Genomic DNA, 18,767 nt, shown 5'->3' with positions numbered 1-18,767 from the left:
GTCGCATCATGGCGGCGGCGTTTCCCCTGTTGGCGTGATGGCCTGGCGTTCGCCGCGCAAAGCCTCCGAGAGATGGTGGGAAAGGTTCGCGATCGACGGCGCCTGCAGCCATCGGCACAGGTTCGGGGCAATACCGAACCGGGCCGTGAGGCGCGACTGCAGCGTCATCGCCGCAAGCGAGGTCAGGCCGGCGTTGCGCAGGTCGGCCGCGGGGTCGACCGCGGGCACGCCGACAAGCTCTTCGACGATGGTCCGGATCGCGGGAACGAGGCTCGGGTCCGCAGCATCTGCCGTCGGTACCGGCGGCGATTGCTTTGCCGGTATCGGCAGAGCCTCGACTGCGACCCGATCCGTCTCGTCGCGCGGGATGGTGGCGACCTGGACGTATGCCTCCGGGATCATGTACCGCGGCAGCCACTCGGCGAGATGTCGCTTCAGGTCGCGGACCAATGCCGAGGCCGATTCCGGCAGCACGCCGGTGGTGACGACGAGCGCGCACAGCGTCGGCTGGAGCCGATCCGCATCGCCCCGCACGATGGCCGCGTCCGCGATGTTTGCATGCTCGCGCAAGCAATGTTCAATCTCGGCCAGATGGACCCGATGGCCGTCGATCTCCACATCGCCGCCGCAGTCGATCAGTTCGATGCCGCCGTCCGCAAGCCGTTTTGCGCGAAGACCGGAGCGGAAGATGCGACCGCCGGGGACGTGCGGGTTTGGTGTGAAACCATGCGAGATCGATGGCTCCTCGCCGAGATACCCCCGCGCCAGGCCGGCCCCGCCGAGACAAAGTTCGCCGGTTACCCCAATCGGCAGAAGGCTGTCGTCGTGACCGAGGATATAGGTCTCCGAACCGATGATCGGAGTGCCGACAAGGCTTCCGGCCGTCTCGGCCGTCACCGGCTTGCACGTCGTTACCTCGGTGTGCTCCGGCAGGCCGAAGCAGGTGACGAGTTCGTAATTGCCGCGCCGCAGAGGGGTGATGGCGCCGCCGGTCGCAATCAGCGTCCGCAACGGCAGCCCCGCGGTCCCGGCGAGCCGTTCGCACAGCGTCGCCGGCAGCCAGCCGACCGTCACGCCTTTGTCGCTCACCCCCTTCACCAGCGTCGTGGCAGACTGGCGCGCTTCCTCCGGTGCGATCCAGACCGAGGCGCCGGCGCACAACGTCGAGATCAGCGTGAGCAAGGCGGCACCCGAGCTCAGGTCGCCGCACATCACAGTGCGATCAGCCTCGACGATCGCGAACCTGTCGATGAACCATCGGGCGCGGTCGAGCAATGATCGGTGCTCGATCATGACGTGCTTCCGAATTCCGCTGCGGTCGGTCGCGACGCCGACGACGGCAAGCGCCTTCGGATCAGCCGGACCATCGGGAAGAGCCGCGACCGTTTCCGGTTCGGTCGCGCCGTCGAGCAGGAGCGCCGGGATGCCGAGCTCGTCCGGCTTGGAATCGCGGTCGCAGACCAACAGCGCCGCAGCAGTCTCGGCGAGTCGGGCCGCGACCCGCCGCGGCGGATCGTCGGCTGCGAGCGGAACGCAGGCCGCGCCGGTCGCCCAGATTGCAAGGACGGCGGAGATCATCTCTACTGAGGGAGCAGCGAGGAGCGCCACGATCATTCCCGGCCCGACACCTTCCGCCGCCAGCCGCCGCCCGAGCTGCTGCGTCCGTTGGTGGAGGGTGCGGTAGGTCACGGTGATGCCGTCAACGGCCACGGCGACGCGATCCGGAGCGGCGCGGACCCGCCGCTTGAACAGGGTGACCACGGTCGCCGCCGTCCAAGCGTCGTCGTCGTCGCCGACCGGAGCGGTGTCCCGGACGCCGGATAGCAAGGCCGACTTTTCGGCCGGCGTCACGATTTCGATCTGCCTCAGCATCCGGCCGGGGTCCGCGACGATCTGGTCGAGAATGTGCAGATATTGGCCGACAATCCGCGCCGCAGTGCTGCGGCGGAACAGATCCGTGTTGTATTCGATCTCGATATCGAGGCGCCCCGGCCGCTCGACGGCACCCATCGTCAGGTCGAACTTCGCCACGTTGTAATGCGGGTCGATCTCTTCGATCTCGAGGCCCGGAATCTCCATGCTGGTGAAGGCTTGATCCTGAACGACGAAGACGGCGCTGAACAGCAATTTCCCGGTGGCGACGTTGTGCTGCACCATGATGTCCCAGAGCTGATACTCTTGGTGCTCGACGGCACCGCGCACCCCGGCCTTGACCTCCTGAAGGAATTCGTCGAAGCGCCGCTCGGCGCGCGGCAGGCTGCGGATAACGTGGGTGCTCACGAACATCCCGACCACGTCGTGAACGTCGGCGAGATAGCGGCCGACCGTCGGCACGCCGATGATGATGTCCTCACGGCCGCTGTATTTGGAGAGCAGCACATTATAGGCGGCGAGCAGCAGCACATAGAGCGTGACGCCCTGGCGCGTGCAAAGCGCCTTGAGACCGTCGTGCAGCGCCGCGTCGGCGGTACAATTGATCCGGCTTCCAGCGAATGCAAATGCCTCCTTGCGCGGAAAATCCGACTCGAGCCGGATCGTGTCGGGAGGCGAATCGAGGACCTGGCGCCAATAGGCCTCGTGGGCGCGCATCCGGTCGCTGCGTAAATGGCCTTGAAGCCACTCCGCGAAGTCCTTGTAAGTGATGCCGGGGCGCGGCGGACGTGAACCGGCATAGAGCGCCGCGATCTCCTTGAACAGCAGCCCCATCGAGGTGCCGTCGCTGACCAGGTGGTGCATGTCGATGAGGAGAACATGGCGGCCGGGACCGCGCGGGACCACCGCCGCCCGGATCAGCGGCGGCGCCGACAGCTGGAACGGCCGGATGAAGTCGCGCGTGACCTCCCCGATCTCCGCGTCGCCGCACCTCGGCAGACGGGCGATCGAGAAATCCACCTTCGGAACGACGTATTGAACGGCACCGCCGTCCACGCTCAAGAACCCGGTGCGCAGCGCTTCATGCCGGTCGATGACCTCGCGGAACGCGCCTTCGAGCCGCGGAATGTCGAGCTCGCCGCCGATCTCGAACGCCATCGGAAGGTTGTATTCGACGCCGCCGCGGGCCGTGCAGACCGCGTAGAGCAGCCCCTGGGTCGGCGTCGCGGCGTAGTGCAGGCGGTTCTCCACCGGCACCAAGCTCGGCGCCGCGCTCTCCGACCCCGCAGCGAAGTCCTCTGCCAATCTGGCGATGGTCGGCCGGTCGAACACCGCGCCGAGCGCGACGGCGGTGCCGAACGCCTTGTTGGCCTTGGCGATCATGATGGTGGCGCGCAGCGAATCGCCGCCGATCGCGAAGAAATTGTCGTGAATGCCGACATGCTGCCGGTCCAGAACCTGCTGCCAGATCGCGGCCAGCCGAGATTCGGCGGAAGTGCGGGGAGCCTCGCCGGTGGTCGGGGCTTCGCCGTCTGCGGGCTGCAGCGCCGCCAGATCGACCTTGCCGCGTGCATTCAGCGGGATTTCGTCCAGCGTCACGAAGAACGCCGGCAGCATGTAGTTAGGAAGCCGCTGGCCGAGAGAGGCCCGCAGATCGGTCAGGCGCGCGGCGTCGCGCCATGCGATATAGGCGGAGAGCTGCTTGTCGCCCTTGCGATCTTCGCGGGCGACGACGACGGCATCCCTCACCGCCTCATGGGCGAGGATCGCCGTTTCGACCTCGCGCGGCTCGATGCGGCAGCCGCGAATCTTCACCTGGCCGTCGGTGCGTCCGAGATAGTCGATCGATCCATCCGGCCGCCACCGCGCCACATCCCCAGTCCGATAGAGCCGCTCTCCCGGCTCGAACGGGTTGGCGACGAACTTCTCGGCAGTCCGCACGGCATCGCCGAGGTAACCGCGTGCGAGCCCCGCTCCGGCGATGCATAATTCGCCCGGAACGCCGATCGGGACCGGCCTGTCGGCCTTGTCGACCAGATAGACGCGGATATTTGCGATCGGCTTGCCGATCGAGATCGGTCCGTCGGCCGCGACGACCGGGCCGCTGGTCGCCACCACGGTGCTCTCGGTCGGCCCGTAATTGTTGACGAGCTGGTAGCGGCCGCTGCCGCCGCGGCGCAGGCGGTCGCCGCCGGTCAGCAGGAGCCGCAGCGACCGATTGTCGAACTGCACGAAGAGTTCGCAGATCTGCGTCGGCAGAAAGCTGACGGTGATGCCGGCGTCGTCGAAATAGCGCGCCAGCCGGGCGAGGTCGAGCCGGATCTCCTGCGGGACAATATGCAGCGCGGCGCCAGCCTGCAGCGAAGGAAGGATCTCCCACACCGACGCATCGAAACTGAAGCGGGCGTATTTGGTGGTCCGGTCGGCGTTGGACAGCGCGAAGCTGCGAATGTGCCAGGCGCACAGGTTGTTGACCGCGGAATGCTCGACCATGACGCCTTTCGGCGCCCCGGTGGTTCCGGAGGTGTAGATGACATAGGCGAGGTTTCGGCTCGATGCGGTGACCCCGAGATTGGCCTCATCGCCTCGGTAGAGCGTCGGTTGGCTGAGGTCGAGCGACGGCCGCCCCACCTCGCCCCACGGCTCGACGCCGGCGAAAACAACCATCTTGGCCTTGCTATCCTCAAGCATCATCGCGGCGCGATCGGCGGGGCAGTCGGCGTCGATCGGCAGATAGGCCGCACCGGCTTTGAGGATCGACAGGATGCCGATCATCATCTCCAGCGACGGCTCCGCCACGATGCCGACCATGTCCTCGACGGCGATGCCGTTGCGAACCAGCAGCCGCGCCAGCATGTTGGCGCGTCGGTTCAATTCGCCGTAAGAGAGCGTCTGCGTGCCGAACACGACCGCCGGCGCTTCCGGCGTCCGTTCCGCCTGGTCCTCGATGAGTTCGTGAACGGTCCGGCCTGCCGGATAATTGGCCTCGGAGCGATTGAACTCCACCAGGACTTGCCGGCGCTCCTGCTCAGTCAGCGGATCGAGATCGCGGAGCAGCCGCGCCGGGTCGGATGCGATCTGCTCCAGCAGATGCACGAAGTGGTTCGCCATGCGCTCGATGGTGTCGCGCCGGAACAGGCCGGTGCAGTACTCGAGTTCGAAGACGATGGAATCCTCGCGCTCTTCGGCCAGCAGGGTCAGGTCGAACTTCGAGATCTTCCAGGGCACGTTCTCGATGCGAACGGTGACGCCGTCGGCCTGGAACGCCCTGCGTCCGCCCTCGAGCGTCGCAAACACCGTGTCGAACAGCGGATTCCGGCCGAGGTCGCGTTCGATCTCGAGCCTGTCCACCAACTCTTCGAACTGGTAGTCCTGGTTGTCGTAGGCATCCAGCGCGTGCGCCTGCACAGTATCGAGATAGTCGACGAAGCGAAGCTCGCCGCGCGGCCGGTTCCGCGTCGCCAACGTGTTGACGAACATTCCGACCACCCGCTGCAGCGAGGCCATCCTCCGCCCCGCCACCGGAATGCCGACGACGATGTCCTCCTGGCCGGTATACTTCGACAGCAGGACCGTGTAGGCTGCCAGCAGAGTCATGAACAGGGTCGCGCCGGCGGCCCGACCGATCGCGCGCAGCCGTTCGGCGAGCGCCGCATCGACCGTGAAGCTCATGAGGTCCCCATCGAACGAGCGGATGGCCCCGCGCGGAAAGTCAGTGGGAAGCGTGAAGGCCGGCGCTCCCCCCTCGAACACCGCTCTCCAATACGCCTCCTGGCTCCGCACCTCCGCGCTCGCGGAACGGACATGCTGCCAGGCGGCGTAGTCCCTGTACTGGACAGCCACGCCCTCCAGCGTCCGGCCTTCGTAGAGCGCGCGCAGATCGTCGATGATGATGTCGATCGAAAGCCCGTCGGCGACGATGTGGTGGAGATCGACGAGAATCGTGTGCTCGACCGGGCCGGCGTTCAGTATGGTAGCTCGGAGCAGCGGCGCCCGGTCGAGATCGAACGGACGGACATACCCCTCGATCGCCTGCGCAAGCGATGCGGAAGCGCCGGAAGCTCGGCCTTCGAAGGCAAAATCGACCTCGGCATGCACCTTCTGAACGATCTGGTCGTCGACCAGCAGGAACGAGGTCCGCAGCGACTCGTGCCGCGCCAGCAGCGCGCGGAAGGCGCCGAGCCAGCGCGCACGATCGAACGGCCCGGTCACGTTCAATGCGAACGGGACGTTGTACTGAACATCCTGTGGCGCGAGTTGATGGATGATGAACAGCCGCTTCTGCGCCGCCGAGACCGGGTAATAATCCCGGGGAGCGACGGCTGCTATCTCTGCGCACGGGTCCTCCCTGGTTTCATCGACCAGGCCGGCGAGGCCGCGGATGGTCCGGCGCACGAAGGCGTCGCGCAACGTGACACCGGCGTGCAGCTCGCGGTTGACGCGGGCAATCATCAGGGTCGCCTTCAGTGATTGCCCGCCGAGATCGAAGAAGTCATCGTCGAGGCCGATCCGCTGAACGCCCAGCACCTGCTCCCAAATGACAGCAATCGCGCATTCCACCGCGGAGCGGGGTGCGGCTGAGCCTGGGCTCCCGGTCGGCTCGCCCGGGTCGGGCAGCGCTGTCCGGTCGACCTTGCCACTGCGCCCGATCGGAAGGCGATCGACGATAACCACGCGCGACGGAACCATGTGCGCCGGAAGGCACTGCGCCAGAAGGCGACGGAGGTCGGCGGTCTCGATCGCGCCGGCCGCGACGACATAGGCGCACAGATAGGAATCGCCGGCCGCGTCGGTCCGCGGCGCCACCACGGCATCGATCACCCCGGGGCAGCGCAGCAACGCCGTCTCGATCTCTCCGAGTTCGATCCGGAAGCCGCGCAGCTTGACCTGATCGTCGTTGCGCCCGAGGAAATCCAGCGCACCGCTTGGCAGCATGCGCGCGAGATCGCCGGTCTTGTAGAGGCGGATCTCGTGACCGCCGAGGCGCTGCATGACAAACCGCTCGGCCGTCATGTCGGGATTGTTTAGGTAGCCGTCGGCCAGGCAGGCCCCGGCGATATGCAATTCGCCGATCGCTCCCCTCGGCACCGGCAGCCCGTAGCGGTCGAGCACCAGGACCGCGACGTTGTCGATCGCCGTTCCGATCGGCACCGACGCCGCCTTGTCCACCGCGGGGTCGAATTTGTAGATCATGCAGCCGACCGTCGCCTCGGTCGGCCCGTACTCGTTGTAGAGTTCGACACGGCCGTCGAAGCCGTTGTCGACTTTCCTCGCCAGGCCGGTCTTGAAATCTTCACCGCCGACGATCAACGCGCGCAGCCGGCGGTTGGCGGGAGCACCCTCGTGCATCGCCTCGGCGAGCAACGCCAGATGCGTCGGCGTCAGCTTGAGCACCTCGACCTGATCGTCGCGAAGAATATCCCGCATCAATCCCATGGCGTCGTCGTTCCGGTAAACGACGAGCCGATTTCCCGAGACCAGCGGCGCGAAAGCAGATGTAATGGTGAGATCGACCGAAAGCGGCGAATGCAGCGCGAAGGCGGCGGGCGAATCGCCGATATAGGTCCGCACCGCCCAGCTGACGTAATTGGCGAGCGCGCGGTGCGAGATCATCACGCCCTTGGGCAACCCGGTCGAGCCGGAGGTGTAGATCACGTAAGCGAGATCGCCGCCGGTCACCGCTGCGCGGTCGGGTAGCCCACCCTCCACGTCGCCGGCGGCGCGGTCGAGGGCGAGATCCACCGGCCCGAGGCCCGCGAGCGGATGGGCGTCGGTCGGCAGCAGCACCACCGCCATCCCCGACCCCGCCGCGATCGTCCGGAAACGGTCTGCCGGCGTGCTCGGGTCAATCGGAAGGAATGCGGCGCCGAGCTTGAGGATACCGAGGATCGCCGCGACCGCCTCGATCGACGGCGCGGCGACCAGGCCGACGATCGCCCCCGGTCCCGCTCCGGCCGCCTGCAGCTGCGCCGCGATCGTGCTCGAGAGGCGGTCGAGGGTCGCGTAGTCGATCGCCTTGCCGTCGCACGCGATCGCAGGCGCTACCGGATTTGTGCGAGCCTGGATCTCGAACAGCTCTACCACGCTCTGCGCCGCATCCGTCGGCTGCGGCAAATCCGTGACAACGGCCCGCCTTTCGTCGACGCCCGACACGTCGATGTCGCGCAGCCGGATCGCGGGGTCGGCCACAACAGCCTCGAGTGCCGTGACGTAATGGGCGGACAGGCGTTCGATCGTGTCGCGGCGGAACAGGTCGGTGCAATACTCGAAGTCGAATTCCAGCTCGCCGTGCTGTTGCTCGATAACGGTCAAGGTGAGGTCGAACTTGGCGATCGCGTAGTCGAGTTCGTAAGGGCTGAATTCGATGCCGCCATAAACCGTCGGCGTTGCATTCGACGACAGCGCGGTGAACATCGTGTCGAACAGCGGGCCGCGGCCGAGATCGCGCAGCGGCGCGATGCGATCGACCAGATCTTCGAACTGACTGTCCTGGTTCTCGAATGCGTCGAGGCACTCGTCGCGGACCTGTTGCAGATAGTCGCTGAAAGCGAGCTCGCCGCGAGGCCGGCTGCGCAGCGCCAGGGTATTGACGAACAAGCCGATGACGCCCTGAAACCGTTCGGCGTTGCGTCCGGCCGCGAGCGTGCCGACCACCAGGTCGTCCTGGCCCGAATATTTCGAGAGTACGACGTAGTAGGCGGCGAGCAGCAACATGTACATCGACACGCGGTTGCCCGCCGCGAGTTCGCGCAACGCGGCGGTGAGCCGCAGATTGGGACGAAGCGTCACCCGGTCGCCGTCGAACGACTGCGTGCTCGGCCGCGGGAGGTCGGTCGGCAGGTTCAGCGCCGTCCGCTCACCCTCGAGCAGGCGGAGCCAGTAGTTCTGCTGCTGCTCGGCTTCCTCGCTGCCGGCGAACTCCCGCTGCCACAGCGCGAAGTCCTTGTAGTCGGCGGGCAGCGGAGGCAGCGTCTGGCCATCATAGAGCCGGCCCAGTTCGTCGCTCAGGATGTCGATCGACACGCCGTCGCAGATGATGTGGTGCAAATCGAGCAAGAGGACGTGCTTGAGCGAGCCCAGCCTGATCAGAGAGGCCCGCAGCAGCGGCGGCCGATGCAGATCGAACGGCCGGACGAAGCGTCGCTTGATCGCCTCGACCTCGCTCTTGCCGCGCGCCCTCTCGAAATCGAGCGGGACGCGGAGCGGCGCCTGAAGCGTCTGGATGATCGTCTCGCCAACGATCCCGAACGACGTCCTCAAGCTGTCATGGCGCGTCACCAGCGCCGAGAGCGCGTCCTGCAGGCGGACCGCGTCGAGCTTGCCATTCAGCCGGATCGCGACCGGCACGTTGTAGGCGATGCCGTCCGGCGACAGCCGGTTGAGAACATACATCCGCCTCTGGTTCGCGGACGCGGGATAGTAGCCCTGCTCAACCGGCGACGCCATCTCGGTGCTCCATTTGCGCCAGTGAGCCGACCAGCCGCGCCAACTCCCCCACGGTTGGCGCATCGAACACGTTCCTGAGCGTGATCTTCAGTCCGAACATCTTGCTCAGGCGCGAGGCCAGGGCGCTGGCTTTCAGGGAATGGCCTCCGATCTCGAAAAAATTCGCGGTTGCGCCGACATTCGGGGTCTCGAGCAGCTCTTCCCAGACCCTCGCAATAGCGATTTCCGCCGCGCTCTCGGGGGCGCGGACGGACCGCGGTTCAGCCATCCACCGCCGTGGCTCGGGCAGCGCGCGGTAATCGATCTTGCCGTTCTCGGTCAGCGGCATGATCTCGATGCGGCAAAAGGCGGATGGCAGCATATAAGCCGGAAGCCGAGTTGCCAGTTGCTGCCGCAACTCCTGCGCGCCCACATCGGTGGCGGCAATGTAATAGGCGCACAGGAAGACGCCGCCGTCGTCGGCCTTGGCCGGGACGACGCAGGCCTCGCGCAGGCGGCCGTCCTCGAGAAGCCGGTTCTCGATCTCGCCGGGCTCGATGCGGAAGCCCCGGATCTTGATCTGCCGGTCGGCCCGGCCCACGAACTCCAGCACCCCGTCCGCGCGGCGACGGACCAAGTCTCCGGTGCGGTAGAGTCGCTCCCCCGCCACGTGAGGATTCGTGACGAAACGCTCGGCGGTGAGTGCGGGACGATGAAGATAGCCCCGCGCAAGACCGACGCCCCCGACGTAAAGCTCGCCGACCACGCCGGTCGGGGTCAGCAGCATGTGACGGTCGAAGACATAGGCCGTCGAGTTTGGGATCGGCCTGCCGATCGGTATCGTCCGCGGCTCGACACCAGTGACCACGTGACAAGTCGAATAGGTGGTGTTCTCACTTGGGCCGTAGGCGTTGATCAGCGTCAGCCGGGGGTTGGCTCTCCGAATCCGCTCGACGTGCCGGGTCGACGCCACGTCGCCGCCGGTGATGAGATAGCGCAGCGGACGGAACACCGAGGGGTTGGCATGCGCGAACTGGTTGAGCAGCGCCGGAACGAGAAACAGGATCGTGATGCCGTGCCGGGCGAGTTCGTCGTCAAACGCCACGTAGTCTAGCAGGGTCTCGTCGTCGATCTGGTAGAGCGGTAGCCCGTTGAGCAAGGCGCCCCAGATCTCGAACGTTGTCGCATCGAAGGCGGGCGCCCCGGTCTGAAGCATCCGGTCGTCCGGGCGGAATTCGAGATAATCGACGTTGGTCACGAGATTGACGACGCTGCGATGCTCGACCATGACGCCTTTGGGTTTTCCAGTCGAACCCGAGGTGTAGACGACGTAAGCGAGATTCGACGGCCCGGTCACGTGCGGCAACGGCCCATCGTCGATGCCTGGAGCCTCGGCGTCGCGCAGACGCAGAACCGGGACGTCGAGATCGAGGTCGCGCCGATCGTCGTTCGGCATGATCACGACCTGCGGCCGCGCGTCGCGCAGAATGTCGTCCCAAAGGCGGGCCGGGCTGTCCCGGCCGAGCGGCAGGTAGGCGCCGCCCGCTTTGAGAACGGCGAGTTCGCCGAGCACCATCTCCACCGAGCGGCGGCCGATGACGGCGACGATGCTGTCCGGCCCGACCCCGCGGGCCCGCAACAGCCGGGCGAGCCGATTGGATGTGCGGTCGGCGTCGCCGTAGCTGATCCGCTCGATGCTATCGACCAGCGCGATCGCCGCCGGCCGGCGACGAGCATGCTGCTCGAACAGCTCGTGGATGCAGCTCTCCGCGGCGAACGGCGACGGCGTCGGGTTGCATCCGTCGAGCAACTGACACGCTTCAGCTTCGCCGACCACGGCGAGACGGTCGAGACCAATGTCCCAGCCACCCGCCAGCCGCTCGAGCAAGGTGATGTAGTGGCGCCCCAACCGGGCGACCGTGCCGCGTTCGAAAATGTCAGTGTTGTACTCGATCCGGATCTCCGCCCCCGCCGATCCCCAATGGATGTCGAAGATCAGATCGACCTGAACCGCTTGGGTCTGGGTGGCGACATCGATCCAGCGGGCCTGCGCAACGCCATCGAATTCCGTCGTGTCCTCGGGGTCCGGCACCAGGTTGAACATGGTTCGGACCAACGGAATCCGGCCATTGCCGCGGGCCGGAGCCAGCGTCTGGATCAACCGCTCGAACGGATAGTCCTGCATGAAATAGGCTTCCTCGACCCGTTCATGCACCGCCCGCACCAACCGTTCGAAGGTGTCGTCGAAGCGGACATCCGCGCGCACCGCCACCATGTTGACGAAGAATCCGACGGTGTTGGCGAGCTCCGCGCTGTAGTGCCGGCCCGAGAACAGCACGCCGGACGTGATGTCCTCCTGCTGGCAGATCTTCTGCAAGAGCACGAGGTAGGCGGCGAACAGGCTCGAAAACAGCAGAACGCGCTGCTCCCAGCTCTGCCGCTGGAACGCCTCGATCAGGTGGAGCGGAATCGCGACGATCTCCAACCCGCCGTTCAGGGACATCGCCGGCGACGGCGCCGCATCGGTGGGCAGATCGAGGGCCGGCGGTTCGCCTTCGAACCGTGCCAGCCAATAGGCCTCCTGCTCGCGGGTCCGCTCCGCATCGAAATGACGGCGCTGCCAATGCGCGTAATCCAAATAAGTCAGCGTCATCGGCGACGCTGCGACCGGCGCATCGCGGGTGAGCGCGTTGTAGATCGACGTCAGCTCTCGCCACAGGATCAGCACTGAGGCGGCGTCCGCGATGATGTGGTGGACCCGCAGCAGCAACGCCTGATCGTCCGGGCCGAGCGTCAGCAGCACGACCTCGAAGAATGCATCGTCGGGTCTCCATTGCGAGATCGGATTCCGGCAGATTGCGGCGATCTGGGTTGCCAGTGCGGTGTCGCGGTCGGGGCCGGCCGCCGCCGACGCGTCGAAGTGCCGAACAGCGCGTTTGAGATCCTGATCGAAGGTCTGCACCGGGCGCTCGCCGCGCCGTGACACCCGGGTGCGCAGCACGGCATGCGCGGCGGCCAACAGGTCGACCGCCCCGCGCAGCCGCCGCAGGTCGAGATGCCCGGCCAGCCGTTTGCAGGTGTTGATGTCCCAGATCGAGCTGGCGGGATCGAGTTCGCAGAAATGCAGAACCCGCTCCTGCTGAAAGGTCAGCGGACAGGGAATGGTCCGGTCGCCGGTGGGGATCGGCGGATATTTGCGAATCCCGACGGCTGTCATGGCGAGGTGTCTCGGCAGGACATGTCGCCGACGGGCACCGGGCGCGCCGGGATCTGGACGATGACGATGCGATCCTTGATCGACGATGGCCGCTGAAGCATCGGCTCGATCAGCGCAGCGATCTCGGCGATGGTCGGCAGCCGGAGAAAATCCATCGCCCTCAGCCGGGTCCCAAGCGCCTTGTCGAGGCCCGCGATGAAACGCAGCGTCAGCAGCGAGTTGCCTCCGAGGTGGAAGAAATTGCTGGCGGGGGTCAAGCCACGGAGGTCGAGCAGGTCTTCGGCGATCGCGATGATCTTGCGTTCGAGCTCGGTCGCCGCACGTTGCGCCGTGGTCGCCGACGCGTCGGTCGGGGTTGGTGCCGGCAAGCGTTGGATGTCGATCTTGCCGCTCGGAAGCCGTGGTAGGCGGTCGAGCGGCACAAACACTTCGGGAATCATGAAACCGGGCAGCCATGCGGTCAAGTCGCTCGAAATCCGCTCGATCGAGGTCGGACGTTCCTTGTCGAAAGCGAGATAGGCGACGAGGCTGTTCTGGCCGAACGCGTCGCTCCTGACGGTGACGGCGGCCTCGGCCACGCCGTCGCAAGCACGCAATTTCTGCTCGACCTCCGCGACCTCGACGCGGAAGCCGCGGATCTTGACCTGCCTGTCGGCGCGGCCGAGGTAGTAGATCAGCCCGTCGTCGCCCCATTTTGCGAGGTCGCCGGTTCGGTAGAGGCGGCGGCCTCCCAAGTCGGACCTCGGGCAGAATCGCTCTGCCGTCAGGTCGGGTCGGTTCAGGTATTCCGTCGCAAGCCCGACGCCGGACAACCACAATTCGCCGACCACACCAACCGGAACCGGACGAAGCGCCTCGTCAAGGATATGCGCGCCGGTGTTGGAAATCGGCCTGCCGATCGGGACCCAGGTCACCTCCGTCCCGCGCGGCAGGGAATGATAGGTGGCGTAGATCGCGGCTTCGGTCGGACCATACAGGTTTTCGAGCCGGACCTTGGGAACCAGGCGATGGAAGCGATTCACCAGGTCGGGCTTGAGCGCCTCGCCCGCGGCGAAGACGTAGCGAAGCCTGTCCCACGGTAAAGCGGCGCCTGCCGGCTGGCTCTCCAGGAGCACGTCCAGCATCGAAGGGACAAAATTGACGTGCGTCACCGCGAACTTTTCGATGGCTTCGAGCAAAGCGCGGCTATCGCGCTCGGCGCCAAGATCAAGCACCGCGAGCCGGCCGTCGTCGAACAGCCAGCCGAACAGTTCGGCGGCCGACACGTCAAACGTGAAGTTCGTCTTGAACAGGATCGTCTTGCTGGCCAGCGGATAGCTCGCCTCCAGGAATTCGAGCGTATTCATCAAGGCGCGATGGCTGACCACCACCCCCTTCGGATGGCCGGTCGAGCCCGAGGTGTAGATCACATAGGCTGGCCGCTCAGGGTCGAAGCTGCGGTCCGGATTGATAGCGGGTCCGGCGTAGGACGCCGCATCGTCAACGCGGATCACCGGCAGCGGGCCTCGCGGGCCCTGCGGATCGGATGGCGGCTCGCTCGCCGCCAGCAGGCAGCGGACGCCGCCGTCGTTCAGGATGAAGTCGATCCGCTGCGGCGGAAAGCTCGGATCGATCGGCAGGTAGGCCGCGCCGGCCTTGAGCGCCGCCAAGATCGCCACGACCATCGCCGGCGAGCGTTCGAGCAATACCGCGACGATGTCGCCTTCGGCGACACCGGCATCGACCAGGGCGGCCGCCAGCTGGTTGGCCTTGCGGTTGACCTCGCCGCACGTAAGCGTGCCGGCGGACGAGAGCAATGCCGGCTGGTCGGGCGTGCGCGCCGCGCGTTGTTCCAACAGGCCGACGATGCCGCGGCCGGCCGCCGCCGGGACCACATTGCCTTCGGCGAACGAACGAACCCGTTGCCGCTCTTCCGCGTCCAGCATCGACAGATCGCGCAGGATTGCGTCCGGGCGCTCAATCATCGCGGTGAGCAGCACCTCGTAGTGGTGGAGAATGCGCCGGATGCTGCGCGGCTCGAACAGCTCGGTATTGTGCTCGAGACGCAGCTCGGCAGCATCGGGACCAGTGTGGAAATCGAGCAGCAGGTCGACCTGCGTCGCGGTGATCTCAGGCTCCAGCACGCGCTCGTCGCGAATGCCGCTGAACGCGTGGGTCGGCTCGAAGTCGGTGACCATGTTGAACATCGCCCGGAACAGCGGGTTGCGGCGATGTTCGCGATCCAGCGCGAGGCGGTCGACGAGACGTTCGAGCGGATAATCCTGCATGCGATGGGCGCCCGTCACACGGTCGTGGACCTGGCGCACGAAGTCGCTGACGGAGGCCTGCGGGTCGACCCGCAGCCGCAGCGCGACGCTGTTGGCGAAGAAGCCGGCGAGCGCCTTCAGCCTGGGATCGTGGTGCCGCCCGGAGAATACCGTCCCAATGATGATGTCGTCCTGCCGGCAATATTTGCAGAGCAGCAGAGCCTGCGCGCCGAGCATCGTCGAGAATGGGACGACGCGATGCTTCAGGCTGAACGACTGCAGCCGGGCGACGAGATCGGGCGACAGCGGGCGCGATTCCACGGCGCCGCAAAACGACAGCTGCAGCGGGGCCGGAAGGTCGGTGGGGAGATCGAGCTCCGGCGGCTTGTCAGCGAACTGTGACAGCCAATAGGCCTCCGCCTCGTGGATGTTCTGCTCGGAGAAGCGGTCTCTCAGCCACCTCGCGTAGTCGACATAATCGAGGTCGAGCGGTGCCGGGTCGCCGCCGCCGACCCGCCGCGCATTGTAGAGACGTTTCAGGTCATTCCACAGGATGCGAATCGTGATGGCATCGGAAATGATGTGATGCAGCTTCAGGATGAGCTGCCACTCCTGGTCTGACCAGCGCACCAGCACGACTTTGAAAAGCCGGCCGCCGTCGAGCGTGAAGGAACGCCCGTACTCCTGGTTCAGCAGGCTCTGCGCTTCGTCATCAAAGGCTGCGGAGCGGTCTGCGCCGCCGCCGTCCGGACCGGAAGAGCGATCGACGAACTCGAAGCTGCCGTCGTCGCCGTCGAGCCGTGACTGGAACAGCGTGCCGTCGACGAGGGTGATCCGGGTGCGAAGCGCGGCGTGACGATCGATCAGCGCCACGACCGCATCTTCCAGGGCATCGACGTCGAGCAGACCGGATAGGCGCCGGCACGAGGCCCGGGTCCAGATCGACTTCTGCGGCGAGATCTCGTCCAGGTAGAAGATGCGTTCCTGCTGGAACGACAGCGGATACAGCGTCGTGTCCGAAGCCTGCTCAAGATTCGGGTTCGCGATGTTGATGGTGGGCATCCCCGTCTCCCTTCACCGCCCCGAAATCCGGGGCGAACGCGCCTTGATCATTTCGTCGGCAATGATCAGACGCTGGATTTCCGATGTGCCGTCGCCGATCTCGGTCAGCTTGGCGTCGCGATACAGGCGCTCCAGCGGCAGATCCCTGGAATAGCCGGAGGCGCCGTGTATCTGGATCGCGTTGCGGGTGATCTCGACCGCCATCTCGGAGGCGAAGAGCTTCGCCTCCGACGCCGCCTTGGCCAGGGGGAGCCCCCGATCGCGTAGTTCGAGGCCATGCGCGAGCAGCAGACTGGCCGCATCGATACTGGTCTCCATGTCGGCAAGCATCCGCTGCACCAGCTGGAAGCGGCCGATCGGCTTGCCGAATTGCCGCCGGCCGACCGCATGGTCAACGCACAGATCGCGCGCCCGCTCGGAAATTCCGATTGCGATCGCAGCCATGTCGAGCCGGGCCGCCGGCAATGTCTGTTGCAGGATCGCGAAGCCGCCGTTCCGGCGTCCGATCAAATTGTCCCTGGGTACTCGGACTTCGGTGAACACGAGTTCTCCGGTGTCGGAGGCCCGCATGCCGAGCTTTCGCTCCTGCCGCCCCGTCGCCCGGAATCCCGGCATCCCTTTCTCGACCGCGAACAAGCTCAGTCCGAGGATGCCGGCGGCCGGCGACGTCTTGGCCACCACCACGGCCACGTCAGCGACATTGGCGTTGGTGATGAAGACCTTCGCGCCGTTGAGAAGATAATGGTCGCCGGCGTCCGTCGCGGTGGTGGCGGTCGCGGCGATGTCGGAGCCACTGCCGGCCTCGGTCATGGCGAAGGCACCGATGGCGTCGCCGCCGATCAAAGCCGGGAGCAACCGTCGCTTGAGCCGCTCGGAGCCGCCGAGGAAAATCGGCAGCGCCGCCAGCGTGGCGTGCGCGACGGCGCTCATCGCGGTCGAGGCGCAGGCCTGCGCGATCTCCCGGATCAGCCCGGCATAGACGGCGAAGCCGAGCGCGAGGCCGTTATAGTCGCTCGGAAAGCCCGCGCCGAACACGCCGAATCGCCCGACCGCCCGAAAGACATCGATCGGAAACTCTTCGCGCTCGTCGGCGGTCGCTGCGCCCGGCGCCACCACCCGCTGGACGAAGGCTCTTCCATTCGTTAGGATTTCGGACTCTGCGCTTCTCATGCCGCCACCCCGAAGGCCCGGTGCCACGCATCGAGCGCGACCAGGGCGTGCGCGGTCCTGAAGATCGCGAGGTTGTCGGTGCCTGCGAACTGGTTCTTCTTGCGAAAGAATTCGTCGACCTTCGTCCTGTCGAAATAGCCGGCGATGCGGGAGTCCGGTGCCTGCACCAGCGCGTTGGCGCGATTGCGCTCGGTCCAGATCGATTTCGGATCGACCGGGATGGGAACAGGCCGCTTCCGCCGCATCACCACGGCGGCGGGCAGCAGATCGGCAGCGAGCGTCCGGAGCACCACTTTGTTGCTGTCCGGCTTCGCCTTGTACGAAGCCGGCAGGTCGAGGACATATTCGACCAGGCGGTGATCCAGGAACGGCACCCGCGATTCCACGCCCCACGCCATGCTGGTCTTGTCGAGACGTTCGAGCATCTCGACCAGATAGTACTTCAGGAACAGGTACAGCAGCTTGTTGAGCGGATCGTCGCTCTCGAAGCTGGCCATCTCCGCCGACAAGGTGGTCTGGATCCGATCGCGGCACCGCGTTCGCGCCACGAAGGCGGGATCGAGAAGCGCCGCGACCTCGTCGAGATAGGGCGCCCACGGGAATTCGGCTGGTGTGCCCGCGCCGCAGCCATTGAGAAAAAAATGGTAGCCGGCGAACAATTCATCGGCGCCCTCTCCCGACATCACCACGGTCACGTTCGGCTTGACCTCGCGATAGAGCAGGAACAATGACGGCGCGGTCAGGTCGACCGGCTTCTCGACGTGCCAGGTGACACGGCTCATGACGTCGCGATACTCGTCCGACCGAAACAGAAATTCGGTGTGGTCGGTGTGATAGGCGCGCGCCACCAACTCGGCGTAGGGGCCGTCAATGTCGTCGTGCCGAAGCGTGTCGCCGTGGTCGTAGCCCATCGCGAATGTCTTGAGCTGCCCGCCGACATGTCCGGCGGCGAGCGCCGAGACCAGGCTGGAATCAAGGCCGCCGCTCAGAAGCGTGCCGAGCGGAACGTCGCTCACCACTTGCGCCCCGATGGCCGCGTCGAGCATTCCGCGCACCACGTCCCGGCTTTCCTCAAGCGAGGTGCCGGCGTGGCGCACGGCCGCGCGCGGCATCGACCAATAGATGTGAAGCCGCAGTTCGCCGTCCTGCAGCGCAAGGATCCCGCCGGGCGGCAGCGAGCGGATCCCCCGGAACATCGTTCTGCCGTCGAGCAGCGACGTGCAGAGCAGATAGTCCGCGACACCGTCGTGATCGACCTTGCTCCGGGCCGCCGGGTGCGCCAGGATCGCCTTGATCTCGGAAGCAAACAGGAAGACGTTGCCGAACACGCCATAGTAGAGCGGCTTGATGCCGAGCCGGTCGCGCGCCAGCACGAGCAGCCGCTTGGTGCGGTCCCAGAGCGCCAGCGCGAACATGCCGTTGAATTGCGCGACGCAGTCGATCCCGTCTTCCTCGTAGGCGTGGACGATGATCTCGGTATCGCAATCGGTGGCAAAGCGATGGCCCCTGCGCTGCAGCGACGGCCGAAATTCGCGGTAATTGTAGATTTCACCGTTGTAGGTGACCCAGACGGTGCCGTCCTCGTTGCCGAGCGGTTGACGCCCGCCGGCGAGATCGATGACCGAAAGCCGTCGATGGCCGAAGCCGACGGCGCCGTCGATGTGGACGCCGGCGTCATCGGGACCACGGTGCGAGAGCTGCGCCGCCATCCGTGCCAGCGCCTCCGGCGAAACCGGCCCTTCGCGCATGTCGAGAACGCCGCAGATCCCGCACAT

Annotated in this window: 5 protein-coding genes; all 5 read right to left on the bottom strand. The window is 66.1% G+C overall.

Going from position 1 to position 18,767, the window contains the following annotated elements; translation table 11 throughout:
* Positions 1-6: 6 nt before the first annotated feature.
* The 5 genes from G6P99_RS11510 to asnB are packed head-to-tail and all read right to left on the bottom strand — an operon-like array spanning position 7 to position 18,767.
* Positions 7-9,318: a non-ribosomal peptide synthetase gene (locus G6P99_RS11510; RefSeq protein WP_165128193.1), complete on the bottom strand. Its 9,312-nt coding sequence runs from the start codon at positions 9,316-9,318 to the stop codon at positions 7-9.
* Positions 9,302-12,514, bottom strand: coding sequence for a non-ribosomal peptide synthetase (locus tag G6P99_RS11505; RefSeq protein WP_165128191.1), 3,213 nt, complete (start codon positions 12,512-12,514; stop codon positions 9,302-9,304). The genes G6P99_RS11510 and G6P99_RS11505 overlap by 17 nt, the downstream gene beginning before the upstream one ends.
* The gene (locus G6P99_RS11500; protein ID WP_165128189.1) at positions 12,511-15,822 is read right to left on the bottom strand and encodes a non-ribosomal peptide synthetase; all 3,312 of its coding nucleotides are present in this window, start codon (positions 15,820-15,822) and stop codon (positions 12,511-12,513) included. Before G6P99_RS11500 ends, G6P99_RS11505 begins: the two co-directional genes overlap by 4 nt.
* 12 nt (positions 15,823-15,834) lie before the next feature.
* Positions 15,835-16,992, bottom strand: a complete 1,158-nt coding sequence (locus tag G6P99_RS11495; protein ID WP_029084251.1) for an acyl-CoA dehydrogenase family protein — start codon at positions 16,990-16,992, stop codon at positions 15,835-15,837.
* Positions 16,989-18,767 (bottom strand): asparagine synthase (glutamine-hydrolyzing), encoded by a 1,779-nt coding sequence (gene asnB, locus G6P99_RS11490; RefSeq protein WP_165128187.1) that lies wholly within the window; start codon positions 18,765-18,767, stop codon positions 16,989-16,991. Before asnB ends, G6P99_RS11495 begins: the two co-directional genes overlap by 4 nt.

It is taken from the genome of Bradyrhizobium sp. 6(2017) (genome assembly GCF_011058295.2).
Lineage (GTDB): Bacteria > Pseudomonadota > Alphaproteobacteria > Rhizobiales > Xanthobacteraceae > Bradyrhizobium > Bradyrhizobium septentrionale.
Note: the sequence above shows the minus strand (reverse complement) of the source record. Positions and strands in the feature narration are given on the sequence as shown.

Bases quoted from the DNA above. Each gene is read 5' to 3' on its own strand.
- G6P99_RS11510 (WP_165128193.1), bottom strand. From the start codon at position 9,318: ATGGCGTCGCCGGTTGAGCAGGGCTACTATCCCGCGTCCGCGAACCAG.
- G6P99_RS11495 (WP_029084251.1), bottom strand. From the start codon at position 16,992: ATGAGAAGCGCAGAGTCCGAAATCCTAACGAATGGAAGAGCCTTCGTC.
- asnB (WP_165128187.1), bottom strand. From the start codon at position 18,767: ATGTGCGGGATCTGCGGCGTTCTCGACATGCGCGAAGGGCCGGTTTCG.
- G6P99_RS11505 (WP_165128191.1), bottom strand. From the start codon at position 12,514: ATGACAGCCGTCGGGATTCGCAAATATCCGCCGATCCCCACCGGCGAC.
- G6P99_RS11500 (WP_165128189.1), bottom strand. From the start codon at position 15,822: ATGCCCACCATCAACATCGCGAACCCGAATCTTGAGCAGGCTTCGGAC.